Consider the following 16,319-nt stretch of genomic DNA (forward strand, 5'->3'; position numbering starts at 1 on the left):
CCTTCGCGGTCAGTCCGGTGTGCCGGTCCCCATTCTCTCCAGATCAGGCGCGAAGGTGCGGACCTGGTCGGTGACGGCACGGATCGTCGACCACAGCCCCGGTGCGGCCTGCGTCAGCGGCCACAACACCGCGGCGATGGTCGTCGCACACAGCGTCTGCGCCAGGGAGGCGGGCACGTGGTCGGGATCCATGAGGTCGTTCTCGGCGAACGGTCCAGCATCCGCGGCCACCATGTATTCGGTGAACTTGCGCAATGAGCGGCCGGTTCCGCGTAGCGCCTCGACCGCACCCACGGTCGACTGCCGCCGTGCCGCCGCGGAACGTACGGCATCCACCGACACACCGAGGTGTTCGGCCAGCAGGTCGTCGCGCATGTGCTCGATGTGGCGGCGAATGTCGTCGCGGTCGGCAGCCCAGGCTTCCAGCGCGAGATCGCATTCGCTGTCGAATCCCAGCGACCTGTTGTTCAGGTTGGACGAGCCGATGCGCAGGAAGCGATCGTCGACGATCATCACTTTGGAGTGCACATACACCGGGACGCCACCCTTGGTCACCGGCCAGTAGATGCCCAGCCGACCATGCTCATCGGCATCCCACAGCAGGCGGACCAGACGTTCGCGGGCGCTGTCCATCGACCCCTGTTCCAGCCGGCTCTCGGAGCTGCGGGGCAGCACGATGATGACCTCGGGCCCGTCCGGCTCGCGTAGACGCGTCGCCAGGGCTTGCGCCAGGCCCCGGGCGGCGAGGTATTGGTTCTCCAGGTAGATGACGTGCCGGGCGGTCGCGATCGCGGCGAGGTTCAATGCCTCGACCTCACGGACCTCGTCGCTGCCGGGCAGAGCCGGCAGCGTGCGTGCCACCCCGACCTCGACAGCGCGCAAGGCGGGTGCGCACCCCCGCGGCCACGCCGACGTTCGGGCCGACAGCGCAGGCAGTTCTCGACCTGTGGCCGCCTGCCAGCGGTCACGGGCTTGCCGGGCCAGGACCCGCGCTGCGGGGCCGTCGACCACCGCGGCAACCTCGTGGCGCGGTCCGTAGGGTTCGCCGGACGCCCGCCGGCCCGGGGCGTCCGGTTCGTGATCGCGGGTGTCCCATCGCCCCAGCGTGAGATCGATACCGCCGCAGAAGGCCACCGCGTCGTCGACCACGATGATCTTCTGGTGGTGGACCGCTCCGAGGGGATGGGCGCCGTCGACGGCGAAATGCAGCCTCGACGAGGTGAGGCGATTGAGCCACGAGGTGGGGATGGGCCCGAACCAGTAAGGGTCGAACGCGCGCAGCAGACGCAGATTCGATTTCAGCAAGTACACCTGCAGTTCCGGCCGCTGCCACAGCAGGGCATGCAGAAACGTCATCAGGTGGTTCGGGCCGGGCAGCGTCGGGTCCTGGGCCTCGAACGACGTTCGGGAATCCACGTCCCACCCGACCAGGATGATCCGGTGGCGGGCGCGCAGCATCGCCGCCTTCACGTGCCGTAGATAGTCGGCTCCGTCGACTATCGGCGCGTACCGATCAGCGCGTGCGATATGCCAGCAGGTAAATCCAGGACGGAGTATCCGATCCGCAGATACCTGTGGCTCGCGGCTCTCGGGCAGAGCGAACCCCCGCATCGCTCAACTCCTCTACATGCTCGCTCTGCCGGGAATTACCCGGCCGACGGCTGTTCCAAACGGCAACTCCCGCAGTGTGATGCAGAACTCACCGAAGCCATCCGGAGCGAGCGGTCAAGGTGCGTGGCCCACGCCACCCTGGAAGACGTTGCCCGATCAGGGTTTCGCGGCGGCCCGGTCGCGGCGCTGGACGAACCACCACAGCAGCACGCCGCCGGCCAGGATCGAGACGGCGATACCCAGCTCGAGGATGCCGCCATAACCGGTGATGGAGAATCCGGTCGCGCCCACCACCAGCATGATGGCCAACAGCACCGCCAGACCGATCGACAGCGGGACGAACGCGCGCGGCAACAGGATGGGCCGCAAGGCATTCGGGCGGTCCTTGCGGAGTACGGCGAATCCGGCGACCGCGAGCACGTGGGCCAGGATGTAGCCCAGGTTTCCGGTGACGATGATGGCCAGCGGCTGTTGAAGAACCACCAGCAGAACGATGTTCAGCACCAGCATGACGTTGAGGGCGCGAATCGGCACACCGCGTCGGTTCAGCTTGCCGACGGCCCGCACGGTGACCCCCTCCTTGCCCATGTTGAACAGCACACGTGAGGCGTCGGCGACCGAGGTCAGCATGACCAGCACCAGAGAGGCGATGAGGCAGAGCACCATGACGCTCGCCCCGGCGCCGGTCAGCTTGGAGAAGCTGCCGACGAAGAAGGTGGCCGGGTCGGCCTCGACGGCCGACTCCCCGGCGAACCCGCCCAGGGTCAGCGGCACCAGGAAGAACACGCCCAGGCAGAACAACGCCGAGGCGCGGATCGCCCGCGAGGTGTCCTTGACCGGATCGCGGTATTCGGAGGCGAAGGTCGCGCAGACCTCCACACCCAGCGTCGTCCATGCCATCACGTACAACCACACGATGGCCGTGTGCAGGCCTTCCAGCCCATGCAGTTTCCAGGTGAGATCCATGGGGGCCCAGCCGGAGTTGAACAGCGGGAAGATGATGAAGACCGCCAGCGGGATCATCAGGATCGCGGCGGTGACATAGACGAACGCCATGGTGACGCGCACCCCGATGACGTTGATGCCGTACAGGATGAAGATGACGGCCAGCCCGACCAGGATCGGGAAGTTCAGGTGCAGCGGGCCGGCGTCGAAACTCCACTGCTGGTCGGGGAACCACTGTGACTGCACCAGCAGGCCGGTGAAGGCGCCGTAGGTGGCCAGGTTCGATCCCCACGGCAGCCAGTAGCCGACGCCGGCCAGCGGTGCGAGCCAGGGCGCGCGACTCTTCCAGGCCTCGGCCGCGTAGCCGGCGATACCACCGGACGCCTCGGGGAACATGGCGGCCAGCTCCGTGTAGATCCAGTTGACGCCGAGCGAGATGATCATCGAGATGGCCCACAGCACCGCCGCGCCCCACCCGCCGAGGCCGGCGATCGACGCACCGAGGGTGGCCACCAGCGCGGCGGGCATGGTCATGGCCATGGCGAATCCGTCGAACCAGCGCATCTTGCGCGGTAGCACCTCGGCGGCCGCCGGAGCGGCAACCGCGTTGTCGTTTGTCGTCATGTGACTGGTCCTCCGGTGAGTGACGTGAATGTTGTTGACTGTCTATCGATTACGTCCAGATCAGGCGGGGCGGAACGAGTCGTTCGCCGAGCGTGGTGCGTGCTTGACCATGACATGGCGAGCCACCGTGTACTCGGCCACCGCTGCGTGGCTCATGTCCTTGCCGAAGCCACTGGCCTTGACCCCGCCGTGTGGGGCCTCGGAGGCGATGGGCAGGTGATCGTTGACCCACGTCACCCCCGCCTCCATCGCGTGCGCCACCCGGAGTCCGCGGGCCCCGTCGACTGTCCAGACCGAGGAAGCCAGTCCGTAGGCCGAGTCGTTGGCCAGGGCGATCGCCTCCTCTTCGGTATGGAACGGCAGCGCCACCAACACCGGCCCGAAGACCTCGTCCTGGACGATCTCCGACGATTGGGCCGCGCCGGTGACGAGCGTCGGTGGGTAGTAGGCCCCTGCGCCGTCGGGAATCTCGCCACCGGCGCGCACCGTCGCACCGGCGGCCACTGCGCGATCGACGAATCCGTGCACCCGGTCACGGTGCTCGACACTGATCAGCGGACCGATATCGGTGTCCGCGCCGCGCGGGTCACCCACTCGAATACTGTTGAACTGCAGTGCTATCCGGTCGACCAATTCATCGAAGACGGATTCGTGCGCATACACTCGGGTAGCCGCCGTGCAGTCCTGACCCGAGTTGTAGGTCGCCCCCATGGCGATACCGTGCGCCGCCGCCGCAAGGTCGGCATCCTCGAACACCAGACAGGGCGCCTTCCCGCCGAGTTCCAGGTGCACCCGCGCGCCGCGGGCGGCCGCGGTCGCCATCACGTGCCGGCCCGCCCGGGTCGAGCCGGTGATCGAGATCAGCTGTACGCGCTCGTCGGCGACCAGCGCCGCACCCACCTGGTCATCGCCGGTCACCACCTCCAGGACACCGGCCGGGATGCCGGCCTGTACGGCCAATTCCGCGATCCGCAGCGTGCTGCTCGGTGTCGTCGGCGCGGGCTTGACCACGATCGTGTTACCCGCGGCGATCGCCGGTCCGATCTTCCACAGCCCCATGATCATCGGGAAGTTCCACGGCGCGATACCCACCACCGGCCCGACAGGACGGCGGACGATCATCGACGTATAGCCCTCGCTCAGCAGACCGGCTCCGGTCTCCTCCAGCGATCGGGCCGATCCGGCGAAGAACCGCAGATTGTCGGTGCCGAAGGGAAGTTCGCCGTCCCGGAAGACCGCGGCGGGTTTACCCGTCTCGGCGACCTCGAGATCGGTGAGTTCGTCGACGTGGGCGTCGATCAGGTCCGCCCACCGCAGGATCAGCCGCGCCCGCTCCCCTGCGGTACGTCGGGACCACTCCGGAAAGGCCTCGGCCGCAGCCGAAACCGCCAGCGCCGCCTCGTCGACGGTCGCCTCGGAGACGATCGCCGTCGACTCCCCCGTCGCCGGGTTGTACAGGGTCCGGCCTCCGCCGGACCCCTCGACCCGTAGGCCTCGGTGGAATCGTCCCGCGCTCATTCGCACACCCCTCTGCTTGCGGAAGGCAGATACCGAGCCGCGATGTATGCGTGCTCAATGGTGATCATCGGCGCCCTCATGGTGCTGTTCCAGATCTGGAGAATCGGCCTCGACCGGGGCCGCAGAAAGATAGTTGCATCGCAATTCAGGTTTCGCAACAGGTAAAAATCCAGTTCATAGCCTGCACGTCATCAAAACTTGATGCACAATTCAGAAAACACGACCAGATCCGGCGCGGTCTGGCAGAGTGACCCGAAACGTATGCCGAGGAGGTGTGCAGACATGGTGAGCCGCACGGAGCGACGCCTGAAGCTGCTCCACGCCGCCCAGCGTGCGGTGATGAAGCATGGGGCCGATGTCCAGTTGAAACAGGTCGCGGCGGAAGCCGGACTGACTTCGGGTGCCGTGCTGTACCACTTCCCGGATGTCCAGACGTTGTTGGTGGAGGCCAATCGTGCCGGCATGGAACGCTTTTACGACGAGCGCCTGCGCGCCATCGAGGGTATCGCCGAGCCGGACCGGCGCCTGGTCCTGACGATCGAATCAGGACTGCCGGTCGATTCCGACGATCCCGCCGTCAAACTCCTCTGCGAACTGGGTGGTGCCGCGGCCCGCTACCCGTCGTACGCGGTGCTGCTCACCGCGCTGTACGACCGGCAGGTGGCGATGTATCAGGTGATCCTGGAATCCGGTGCCGCACAGGGCACATTCACGCTGGCGTCACCGTCGCTGACGGTTGCCCGCAACATCGTCGCGCTCGAGGACGCCTACGGCTACCGCATGGTGGCCCGTCATCCCAGCATCGACGCCGTGGCCGCGACCGAACTGATCCTCGACTACGCACGGGTGGCCACCGGCCATCCTCTTCCGCGCGCGCAGGCTTGAGCACTCCCGAAAGGAATGACCGATGACCGCTCCGTTGACCGTCATGTTCTGGCCCGAATCGGCGTACGGGCCCACCAACCAGTGCATCGGCGTCGCGGCCAAACTCCGCGATCGCGGACACACCATCGTGTTCGCGGCCGAATCCTCATGGGCCGGAAAGATCGAACGCTTCGGGTTCATCGAGGAACTCGTGGACCTGGCCGAGCCCGCCCAGGACGGCGGTGGTGACGACGCCGGTCAGTTCTGGACCGACTTCATCGCCGAAACCTCCCCCGAGTTCGCGAAGCCGACCATCGAGCAGCTCGAGACCTTCATCCTGCCCACCTACCAGGCCCTCATCGACGGGGCGAAATACTGCGAGCCGCGGTTGCGCGAGATCATCGCCAAGCATCGGCCGGATGTGATCGTGGAAGACAACGTGGTGATCTTCCCGGCCCTGGTGACCGCCGGTAAACCGTTCGTGCGGATCGTGTCGTGCAGCCCTCTCGAAGTGCCGGGAGCCGATGTGCCGCCGCCCTTCTCGGGCCTGCCCAGCGACGACCGCTCGCAGTGGGGTCCCTACCGCGCGGAGTTCGACCGGGTGCTGCGCCCGCTGTGGGCGGATTTCAACGCCTGGGTGCAGGCCCAGGGCGCCGGCGCGCTGCCCGACTTGGAGTTCATGCCCCGCGACAACGCCGGAAATCTGTACGTCTACCCCGCCGAGGCCGACTACACCGACCGCCGACCCCTCGACGGGTCCTGGACCCGGTTGGATTCCAGCGTCCGCGAAACCGACGAGGACTACGAGTTGCCCGCCGCCATCGCGGACCGGCCGGACGGCAGTTCCCTGATCTTCCTGTCCCTGGGTTCCCTTGGCTCAGCTGATGTCTCGTTGATGCAGCGGCTCATCGACGTGCTGGCCCGGACTCCGCACCGGTTCATCGTCAGCAAGGGGCCGCAGGCGGACAAGATCGTGCTCGCCGACAATATGGTCGGGGCGCAGATGCTGCCGCAGACCAGGATCATCCCACTGGTGGATGCCGTGATCTCGCACGGCGGCAACAACACCACCACCGAAGCGCTCCATTTCGGCAAGCCGCTCGTCGTGCTGCCGCTGTTCTGGGATCAGTACGAGAACGCCCAGCGCATCGACGAACTCGCGCTGGGCATCCGGGTGGACACCTACCACTTCCGCGACGACGAACTGATCACGGCACTCGAGCGGGTTCTGGCCGACACCGAGATGCGCGAGCGGGTGGCCGCCATCGGGGACGCCGTACGCGGCCGGGACGGTCTGAGCGTGGCAGCCGATGTCATCGAGCGCATCGGACGGGCGCAGACCGCGGCGGCGCCCTGACCGTGGACCTCAACGTAGAGCTGACCCCGACGGATCTGCTCGACCTCGGTGCCGGTCGCGCCCTGGCCGTGATCTGGCACGACGCCGGGGCGTCTGCCGTGCCCGTGGTCACCGATCACGGCGGATGGCGGCGCGCGACCGCCGGCGACGGCGTGGCCGAAGCGCTGATCACGCTGCTCACCGCCACCGAAGGCCGGTCCGAGCGGGGGCGCTTCACCGTCATCTCCTGGGCCGCAGGACAGCAACCGCACGGCGAACGCCCCATCACCGTCGACCAGACCAACGAATCGGTCATCGTGGGCGACGCGGCCGTCGTGAAATGGTCGACGCACCTGGAACCCGGCCCCCACCCCGCTGTACCCCGGTTGTCCGCGCTGACCGCCGCCGGCTTCCCCTCGATGCCGCCAGCGTGGGGCCTGGTCACCTGGCGGCCCGACGGCGGCGGTCAGACCCTCGTCGCCACCGTGACCGGCTACCTGCCCGGCGCTGTCGACGGCTGGACCTGGGCCGTGGACCTGTTCGTCGCCGGAGCACGCGCCGACGATGCCACCGACGTCGCGACCGCGTGCGCCACCGTCGGCGCGGCGGTGGGCGACCTGCACCTGGCGCTGGCAGCGACGGCGACCACGTCCACCGCCGACGATGCTCGCCGATGGCGCGAAGGCGCCTTCGACACTCTGCGCACGGCAACGCTATTGGCCGACGACACCGGTGCTGCGGTGTTGGCCGAGCACGGCACCGAGGTCGCCGGCCTGCTGGAGCGTATCGGCGATCTCGTCGGGGTCCCGATTTTCGACGCGCACGGCGACCTTCATGTCGGCCAGGTCCTGCGCAGCGACGACCAGCGCTTCGTCATCACCGATTTCGACGGGAACCCGGTACTGCCGCCGTGGCAACGGGTACTTCCGGTGCCTGCGGCCGTGGACGTCGCCGGTATGCTGCAGTCCTTCGCCCACGTGGCGATCGTGGCCGCCCGACACCATGACCTCGATCCGGCACGTCTGCACCGTATCGACGCAGCAGCGCAGGCGGCCTTCCTCGACGCGTACACCACCAGGCTCGCCGCGGCCGGCCAGCAACAGCTGTTCTCCGCCGGAGCGGTCCCGGCCTTTCGTCTGCAACAGGTCCTACGTGAAATCATCTATGCCGCAAAGCATCTTCCGCGCTGGATGTACGTCCCCGATGCCGCACTGCCGGCACTGTTGAAAGGTGACCCGCTGTGAAACCCCACGAGTTCGCCGCCGACCTGGCCCGCAAGCCGGAGGTGCTCGACGCGCTCGCGGACACCCTGGCCGCGAGCAACCCGTGGTCTGAGGTGGTGCCGGCCGGCACGGAGCGTGTCGTGTTCCTCGGCATGGGCTCCTCGGCCTACGCCGGTGGTGTCGCCGCCGCCCGGCTGCGCGCCCGCGGGGTGGTCGCCGTCTCCGATATCGCCTCGAATGCGCTGCTGCCCGCCTGGGGATCCGGCGCCGTGGTGGTCGCCACCTCCGCCTCGGGCGCGTCGGTGGAAACCCTTGACGCGCTGACCCGTATCGATCCCACGGCCACAGTGGTGGCGGTGACCAACACCGCCGGATCCCCCATCACCGAGGCCTGCGGCGCGACGGTGGACCTGCTGGCGGAACGGGAGGCCGGTGGGGTCGCCTGCCGCAGTTTCCAGCACACGCTGGCGATGTTCCTGGCCCTGGAGTGTCACCTGACCGGGACCTCGACCGCAGCCCTGGTGGATACCGTGCGCGCGGCGGCGCGTGCCAGCGAGTGGTTGTTGTCCACCGAGGCGGACTGGCGCCCCGAGGTCGCCGACCTGCTGCTGGGACCGGACGAGACCCATCTGTGTGCGCCCGCGCACCGGCTCTCGTCAGCCCAGCAGGGCGCCTTGATGTTCCGCGAGGGTCCCCGTCGCGCCGCTACCGGCTGTGAGACGGGCGACTGGAGCCACGTCGACGTGTACCGGACGAAGAACACCGATCTGCGGATGCTCGTCTTCGCGGGCTCGCCGTGGGAGCACCAGATGGCGGAGTGGGCCGGGCCGCGGGACACCAAGTTGGTCGGCGTCGGCGGCGTGGTCCCAGCCGCCACCACGACGGTGCGCTATCCCGGCGACGACGACGATGACGTCCGTCTCCTCACCGAGACGCTCATCCCCGAACTCGTCGCGGCCCGCGCGTGGCAAGAAGCCGAGGGCACCCGATGAACCAACGATCCGAGCGAGTGAGTGGAGTGATGTCGTGACCGTCAATGGTGGAGTTTCCTTCTGGTGGCAGCAGATCGGGCTGCCCGCGCCGCGCCCAACGCTGCCCGGCTCGATCGATGTCGACGTCGCCATCGTCGGGGCCGGATACACCGGGTTGTGGACCGCGTACTACCTCAAGAAAGCCGAACCGAGTCTGCGCATCGCGGTCCTGGAGGCACGGTTCGCCGGTTTCGGGGCGTCCGGCCGCAACGGCGGCTGGCTCACCAACGACATCACCGGCGGCCGCGAGCGGATGGCGAAAACCTATGGCCGGCAGCCGACGATCGACCACCAGAACGCGCTGAACGCGACGATCGACGAAGTGCTCACCATCGCAGCCGACGAGGGTATCGACGCCGATATCCGCAAGGGCGGCGAATTGACCGTCGCCTACACCCCGGCCCAGTTCGGGCGCCTGCAAGCGGCGGCGGAGGCCTTGGCGGCGTGGCCCGGCACCGACGGCACGCTGCTGTCCGCATCCGACACAGCGAACAGGGTGAACGTGGCCGAAACCCTGGGCGGTATCTGGCACCCGCACTGCGCCAAGGTCCATCCCGCCAAACTGGCCCGCGGGCTGACCGAAGCCGTCGAACGCCTCGGTGTCGACATCTACGAGAACACGCCCGTCCACGAGATCGAACCGGGCCGTGCCAGAACGGATTTCGGCACCGTGCGGGCAACACACATCCTGCGCGCCACCGAGGGGTTCACCGCGAACCTGGCGGGCGAGCACCGCACCTGGCTACCGATGAACTCCTCGATGATCGTCACCGAACCGCTGCCGGAGACCACCTGGGAGTCGATCAACTGGCAGGGCTACGACACCCTCGGCGATATGGCGCATGTGTACATGTACGCCCAGCGGACCGCCGACGGGCGCATCGCACTGGGTGGTCGCGGCGTGCCGTACCGCTACGGCTCGGCCGTGGACACCGACGGCAGCACCCAGCCGGCGACCATCGACAGTCTCACCGCGTTGCTGCGGCGGTTCTTCCCGGCCCTGCACTCGGCCGCGATCGACCATGCCTGGTCGGGTGTGCTGGGGGTACCGCGGGATTGGTCCGCGTCGGTGACCTACGACCCCCGGACCGGCCTCGGCTTCGCCGGCGGGTACGTCGGAACCGGAGTGACCGCCACCAACCTCGCCGGCCGCACCTTGCGCGATCTGGTCCTGGGGCACACCACCGATCTCACCCGGGCGCCGTGGGTGGGCCACCGCGCGCGCCGCTGGGAGTTCGAGCCACTGCGTTACCTCGCCGTGCACGGCATCTATGCCGCCTATCGGGCGGCGGACACGTCCGAAGCGCGTGGCCGGACGACGAGTTCACCGATCGCCCGCCTCGCCGATCTGGTGGCCGGGCGCTGACGGCTCAGGACATCGCGTCGCGCAGGCTCTTCGGTCGCAGGTCGGTCCAGGTCTGCTCGACGTAGGCCACGCAGTCGGCCCGGGTGCTCTCACCGAACACCACCCGCCAGCCGGCCGGCACATCCACGAACGCCGGCCAGAGGCTGTACTGCTCCTCGTCGTTGCGCAGGACGTAGAACGTACCGTCCTCGTCATCGAACGGATTGCTGCTCATGACTTCTCCTTGCGAGGGTGGCGAAAGCGGGGGAACCCAGAACGCGGTCGGACAACCGGCCCAGGCAACTGAGGTTGGGGAAACCCGGCCCCTGGGTGAGGCCGGCGAGCCCCGGCAGGAACAGCTTCGGCTCGACATCGTCGACGGCCAGGTCGTGGCCGATGGCCTCCTGGAGACGGTCACCGGTCAGCGGTCCGCCGAGGCCGAGTTCGAGCGTGTCGAGCGCCTCCTGGCGCAGCAGCGGCTGGAACCACATCGCGTTGGCACCGGACCCGTCGATCACCAGGTCGAAACCGTGCACCGTCTCCAGCCGCTCGCCGCCGCGCTCGGTCTGCAGGGTCAGCCGGATCCGCTCATCGCGGGCCACCGCGTGGGCCACCCGGCCGCGCAGATGCCGGATCCGGTCGTCGGCCAGCAGCGCCTCCTGCACCCGCACCGAGAACACCCCGCGGTCGGTGCGGTTCATCGCATCCCGCTTCTCCGCCGGCGTCAGACCGTCCCAGTGAGTGGGGTCGGAGTACAGCGTGTTCTCGAAGAAGCCCTCGCCGCGGGTGAACAGCGTCACCTGCGGTGAGATCACGGTGATGGTCGACACGCGGTGGCGGAAGAGTTCGTCGAGCATGGTGCCGGCGGTCTCGCCACCGCCGATGACGGCCACCCGGTCGGCGGCGATCAGCTCCTGCGCCGCGGCGCGGTGCCAGAACTGCGCAATGGACAGCACTCTCGGGTTGCCCGGCAGGATCGAGCGCTCCGCCTGGCCGGGACCAGTGATCATCAGCGCGTCGGCCGCCACGGTGCTCTCGTGGGTCTTCAGTTCCCAGCCGGCCCCGGCATCGCCTTGCTGCAAGCCGATCTCGGTGACCTCGCCCAGGATCACCGACATGCCGACGCGTTCCGCCACCCACTGCAGGTACTGGCTCCACCGCCGGTGCGGCGGGGCGGGCCTGCCGCGGTCCACCCATTCGGCGAACTGACCGGTCCCCACCAGATAGGACTGCCAGCTGTGCCGCATCATCCGCTCGTCGAGTTCGGCGTTGCGGCGCGGCACCAACGCGGACTGGTACGGAAAACCGATGTCCTTCTCCGGGCCGGTACCCAGCCGGTGCGCACCGTCGGTCCAGCCGCCCGCGGCCTGCCAGTTGGCGCCGATCGCGGTGCGCTCCACCGCGATCACCTCCGGTGCGTCGACGCCCATGGCGCGCAGTTCGGCGGCCTTGGCCGCGACGGCCACCGCCTTGGCTCCCGCGCCGATGATGGCCAGTTTCTGTGTCATGAGACGACCTCTCGTAATGCGTCCTGCCACATCGCCTGCAGGGTGGCGACGTCGGCGGCGGACAGAATGTCGGGCAGGGTGCGCCACTGGCTGCCCAGCACCGGCACCCCGTTCCGCTCGATGAGTGCCACATTGAGCGTGAGCTCGTGGCGGACAGCCAGATTCGGTTCGGGCGTCGGGGACAGTGCGGCCAGCAGGGCGCGGTCAGGTAAGAGGGCCTGTGCGCCACCGGCATGGTGGATCCGGCCCAGATAGTTCAGCAGTACCTGCGGATCACGATGGGCACCGAGTCGCTCGGCGGTGTCTGCGCGCAGGTGACGCAGCAGCGCGTAGTCGATACCGTCGCCGGGGATCACCGGCAGGACACCGTCGACGAGCCGGACCGGGTAGATCGCGCTGAGCAGCCCGACGGTGTCACCGGTGTCGATCAGGTGTGCATCGTCGGCCAGCCCCGCCGAGACGACGGCATCGGCACGGCCGTGGGTTTCCAGCGCCAGCAACGGCGCCGGGGTCCGCTGTCCGCGCGCCCGCCGCCAGGCGGTGACGGTCCGTGCGGTGGCCGCCGCGAGTAACTCCGGCGCCGGTCCCGTCATGACGCGGGCCGAGACGTCGGGGTCGGTGAAGGACATGCTGACCACCACGTCCCGCACCCGGTCGGTCTCCGGGCAGACCCGGCGGGTGCCCAGCTCCGGGTCGTCGCCGGCGAGCTGCGCCTCCCAGAACTCGCAGGTATCGAGCTTGAGGGCCCGCTCGGCCAGGATTGCGGACCACTGCCGCAACGAGGTGTGCTCCCGCACCGGCGCCGGCGCACGACCGGAATTCACCGCATGCCAACCGGTTTCCAGCTCACCGAGAACGATCCGCCACGAGGCCGGATCCATCGCGAGCACGTGCGCGGTCAGCACCAGCACATCTGCGCCACTGTCGTGGTGGAGCAGCGCCGCCCGGAACATCACCCCCTGTTCGGGGTCCAGCCGCCGAAGGGATTCGTCGGTGCGGGCGCCGACGGCCGCGGCGAGGTCGCCGGTGACGTCCGCCTCGTCGAGGATATCGGTGACCTGATGTGCGACCAGCGTCATGGTGTCGCGGTCCAGCCTGCTGCGCAGCGCGACGTGGCCGTCGACCACCGTGCGCAGCAGCGTCTCCAGTTGTGCGCGGGTGACACCGCGGGGCAGGCGGATCGCCTCGGTCTGCGCCAGCCGGCGCGAATCGCCATGCGCCAGCAGCCAATGGCCGGCGGGCAGCAGCGGGATCGGGCCGGTGTCCTCGTGGTCGACCGTCTCTGCCTGCGTGTCCGCGTCCAGCGCCGCGGCCAGTTCGCGAATGCTGGCGCATTCCAGCATCAGCCGGGCCCGCAACGGGATTCCGCGCCGTCGTACCGCCTGCACCACCGAAAGGGCCACGATGCTGTCCAGCCCCAGGTCCAGGAAGTCAGCGGTGACGTCGACGCGTTCGAGGTCCAGTAGCCCGCGGAAGACTCCGGCCAGCACCGTCTCGGTGTCGGTGGCGGGGCCGGTCACCGCCGCGGTGTCGTGCCGGCCGTCGAGGGCCGCGAGCGCGGCGTCGTCGACCTTGCCGTGCCCGGTCAGGGGTATCTCGTCGACGACGATGATCTGCTGCGGGACCAGGTATCTCGGTAATGTCGCGGCGAGGTCCCGGCGGAGCGCCGTGGGAAGGACGCGCGTCACCACATAGGCCGTCAACCGCGGGCCGGTGCGATGCCTGCGCACCGCGACATGCGCGTGTGACACCTCGGGGTGACGGTGCAGGACGGCGGCCACCTCGCCGGGCTCGACCCGGAAGCCGCGGATCTTCACCTGGTCGTCGCTGCGGCCGATGAACTGCAGTTCCCCGGACACCCGTCGGCGCACCACATCACCGGTGCGATACATCCGGCCCGACGGATTGAACGGGTCGGCGACGAACCGGCCCGCGGTCTCCCCCATGCGGCCCAGGTAGCCGCGGGCGAGCTGCCCGCCGGTCAGGTACAGCTCCCCCGCCACGCCGTCGGGCACCGGGCGCAGCCAACGGTCCAGGACGCGCGCGGTGGTCGCGTCGGTGGGATAGCCGATACAGGGCTGCGGGTGGTCGGCGATCCGTGCCACGACCGCTTCCACCGTCGTTTCGGTGGGCCCATAGCAGTTGTGGGCGCGCACACCGGTGCGCGCACAATCGGCTTGGATGCCCTGCCATGCCGCCGGGTCGATCGCCTCGCCGCCGAGGGCCAGCACGGTCAACGGGACCGTCGAGAGCAGGCCCGCCGCCCGCAGCTGGCCGAACATCGACGGGGTGGTGTCGATCATGTCCAGGCCGAACCGGCCGATCTCGGCCACCAGCGCCTCTGCATCGCGCTGGACGGCATCTCCGATGATGTGGTTGCTGTGGCCGTACAGCAGTGCCACCAGCGGCTGCCAAGCCGCGTCGAACGTGAACGACCAGGCATGTGCGATACGCAGCCGGCGACCGGCCGGCTGCAGCACGTTTCGGGCATGGTCGGCCGCGTAGGCGAGCAGGGCGTCATGAGTTCCGATGACACCCTTGGGTTTTCCGGTGGTCCCCGAGGTGAAGACGATGTAGGCGCCCTGTCCAGGCCGGACCGGTGCGGGCGCGAACTCGGGTATCGGCAGGTCGGCCACCGCATCGGTGACCGTCTCATCGACGATCACCGTGGCACCGGTCTGGCCGATGATCTCGCGGATGCGTGCGGCGGGCATGCCGGGATCCAGCGGCACGATCAGACCGCCGGCCTTGAGCACGGCCAGCATGGCCACCACGTAATCGGGCCCGCGGCGCAGCAGGATCGGTACCGGTGTCTCGGCGCACACCCCGCGGGCCACCAGTTCGGCGGCGAGCCGGTCGGCGGATTCGTCGAGTTCGCGGAAGGTGAGCTCGCCACCCGCCCAGCTCAGGGCGACCGATCCCAGCCGGTCAGCGGCGGCTTCGGTGAACGCGGTGTGAAAACCTCCGCGATGAAACCCGGTGTCCTTGGCCGGCGACGCGTCGACCTCGTCGTCGAACGTGACGGCCACCTCGCGCATCGGGCGCTCCCAATGCTGCAGCAGACCACGCACCACGGCCAGCACCCGGCGCCCGAGTGTCTCGGGATCGATCAGTCCCAGTGCCCCGTCCAGGGTTTCGACCAGGACGGTGAGCCGGCCGTGGGTGGGATGGGCGGCGATGGTGATCGGGAAGTGCGACAGGCTTTCCAGCGCCGACGGGCGGATCACCGCGCCGCCGAGATCGAAATCCCCGCTGCCGACGAGCCCGCCGGGTGGGAAGTTCTCGTAGACCAGCAGGGTGTCGTACAGTTCGCCGATGCCGCCGGCCGCCCGCAGCTCGGCGTGGCTGAGGTAGCCGTGGTCACGCAGGTCGGCGGCCTCGCGTTGCAGGGCAAGGCATTGCCGGCCGACGCGCTGTGCCGGGTCGAGCCGGATCCGCAGCGGCACGGTGTTGATGAACAGCCCGACCATGGATTCGACGCCGGCGAGGTCGTCGGGCCGGCCGGACACCGTGACCCCGAACACCACGTCGGTACGGTCGGTGAAGACGGACAGGATTGCTGCCCAAGCCATGTGGAATAAGGTGCTGACGGTGACGCCGTGGGCGCGCGCCGAGTCCAGCAGCTCGGCGGTGCTCGCCTCATCGAGGGTCACCTCGGTGCGCCGGGGCAGCCCGGCCGCAGCTTCCCGGCCGGACAGTGCGGGAGCCAGCATGGTCGGTCCGTCCAGCCCGGCCAGGTGCGTGGCCCAGCGTTCCCGGCTGACCTGGGGGTCCCGGGCGGCCAGCCAGCCGATGTAGTCGCGGTAGGGCCGTGGCTGCGGTGGCAGCGCGGCGAGGTTCCCGCCGGCCCGGTACAGGCCGATCAACTCGCTGACGAACACGGGCAACGACCACCCGTCGATGACGATGTGATGGGCGACCACCACCAGCCGCCACCGGGAATGCGGAAGCTCGGCGAGCAGGAACCGGATCGCCGGGCCACGAGTCAGGTCGAACGGCCGGCGCCGGACCTCGTCCTCCAGCGCGGCCACCTCGTCGTCGGTATCGACGATCACGTGCTGCCAGGGCAATTCGAAGGTGGCGGGTACCACCGCGACCGGCTTGCTCAGCGCGCCCTGGAAGAAGCTCACCCGGACATTGGGGTGGCGGTCCAGCATCGCTTCGGCGCAGGCCCGCAGCCGCGCCGCGTCGAGGCTGCCCTCGACATCCGCGGCCATCGCGATGAAGTACGGATCGGCTCCGCCGTCGGTCAGACCGGCCAGCGAGTACAGCCCCTGCTGCAGCGGGCTGAGGGCCATCACATCCAGGATGGCC

At 68.9% G+C, this 16,319-nt stretch carries 11 protein-coding genes; 5 read left to right on the forward strand and 6 right to left on the reverse strand.

The annotated features are described in order from the left end of the window. Positions 1-9: 9 nt before the first annotated feature. The 3 genes from H7J86_RS21730 to H7J86_RS21740 all read right to left on the reverse strand — a co-directional run bounded on the left by H7J86_RS21730 (position 10) and on the right by H7J86_RS21740 (position 4,698). On the reverse strand, positions 10-1,611 hold the full coding sequence (locus H7J86_RS21730) for a phospholipase D-like domain-containing protein (protein WP_267293416.1): 1,602 nt from the start codon (positions 1,609-1,611) through the stop codon (positions 10-12). 156 nt (positions 1,612-1,767) lie between these two features. Next, the gene (locus tag H7J86_RS21735) at positions 1,768-3,180 is read right to left on the reverse strand and encodes an APC family permease (RefSeq protein WP_267293418.1); all 1,413 of its coding nucleotides are present in this window, start codon (positions 3,178-3,180) and stop codon (positions 1,768-1,770) included. Positions 3,181-3,240: 60 nt separating this feature from the next. After that, positions 3,241-4,698 (reverse strand): aldehyde dehydrogenase family protein, encoded by a 1,458-nt coding sequence (locus H7J86_RS21740; protein ID WP_267293420.1) that lies wholly within the window; start codon positions 4,696-4,698, stop codon positions 3,241-3,243. Positions 4,699-4,980: 282 nt separating this feature from the next. Between H7J86_RS21740 and H7J86_RS21745 the strand changes: the two genes are divergently transcribed. From H7J86_RS21745 to H7J86_RS21765, 5 genes are read left to right on the forward strand one after another with little or no spacing between them, the layout of a single operon-like run. Then, on the forward strand, positions 4,981-5,583 hold the full coding sequence (locus tag H7J86_RS21745; protein ID WP_090353528.1) for a TetR/AcrR family transcriptional regulator: 603 nt from the start codon (positions 4,981-4,983) through the stop codon (positions 5,581-5,583). A gap of 22 nt (positions 5,584-5,605) precedes the next feature. Continuing rightward, entirely contained in the window at positions 5,606-6,919 is a 1,314-nt protein-coding gene (locus H7J86_RS21750; protein WP_267293422.1) for a glycosyltransferase, read from the forward strand. A gap of 2 nt (positions 6,920-6,921) precedes the next feature. Continuing rightward, positions 6,922-8,142 carry a glucosamine kinase gene (locus H7J86_RS21755; RefSeq protein WP_267293424.1) on the forward strand — a complete coding sequence of 407 codons (1,221 nt, stop codon included), beginning with the start codon at positions 6,922-6,924 and terminating at the stop codon, positions 8,140-8,142. Further along, on the forward strand, positions 8,139-9,113 hold the full coding sequence (locus H7J86_RS21760; RefSeq protein WP_267293426.1) for an SIS domain-containing protein: 975 nt from the start codon (positions 8,139-8,141) through the stop codon (positions 9,111-9,113). The genes H7J86_RS21755 and H7J86_RS21760 overlap by 4 nt, the downstream gene beginning before the upstream one ends. A gap of 34 nt (positions 9,114-9,147) precedes the next feature. Then, on the forward strand, positions 9,148-10,518 hold the full coding sequence (locus H7J86_RS21765) for an NAD(P)/FAD-dependent oxidoreductase (protein WP_267293428.1): 1,371 nt from the start codon (positions 9,148-9,150) through the stop codon (positions 10,516-10,518). A 4-nt stretch (positions 10,519-10,522) separates the two neighbouring features. Here H7J86_RS21765 and H7J86_RS21770 read toward each other — a convergent pair whose 3' ends face one another. The 3 genes from H7J86_RS21770 to H7J86_RS21780 are packed head-to-tail and all read right to left on the reverse strand — an operon-like array spanning position 10,523 to position 16,303. Next, positions 10,523-10,732 carry an MbtH family protein gene (locus tag H7J86_RS21770; RefSeq protein WP_187096205.1) on the reverse strand — a complete coding sequence of 70 codons (210 nt, stop codon included), beginning with the start codon at positions 10,730-10,732 and terminating at the stop codon, positions 10,523-10,525. After that, on the reverse strand, positions 10,710-12,005 hold the full coding sequence (gene mbtG / locus H7J86_RS21775; protein WP_090353520.1) for an NADPH-dependent L-lysine N(6)-monooxygenase MbtG: 1,296 nt from the start codon (positions 12,003-12,005) through the stop codon (positions 10,710-10,712). Before mbtG ends, H7J86_RS21770 begins: the two co-directional genes overlap by 23 nt. Continuing rightward, entirely contained in the window at positions 12,002-16,303 is a 4,302-nt protein-coding gene (locus H7J86_RS21780) for a non-ribosomal peptide synthetase (protein ID WP_267293900.1), read from the reverse strand. The genes mbtG and H7J86_RS21780 overlap by 4 nt, the downstream gene beginning before the upstream one ends. Positions 16,304-16,319 lie beyond the last annotated feature (16 nt).

This window comes from Mycobacterium hackensackense (assembly GCF_025822555.1).
Taxonomy (GTDB): Bacteria; Actinomycetota; Actinomycetes; order Mycobacteriales; family Mycobacteriaceae; genus Mycobacterium; species Mycobacterium fluoranthenivorans.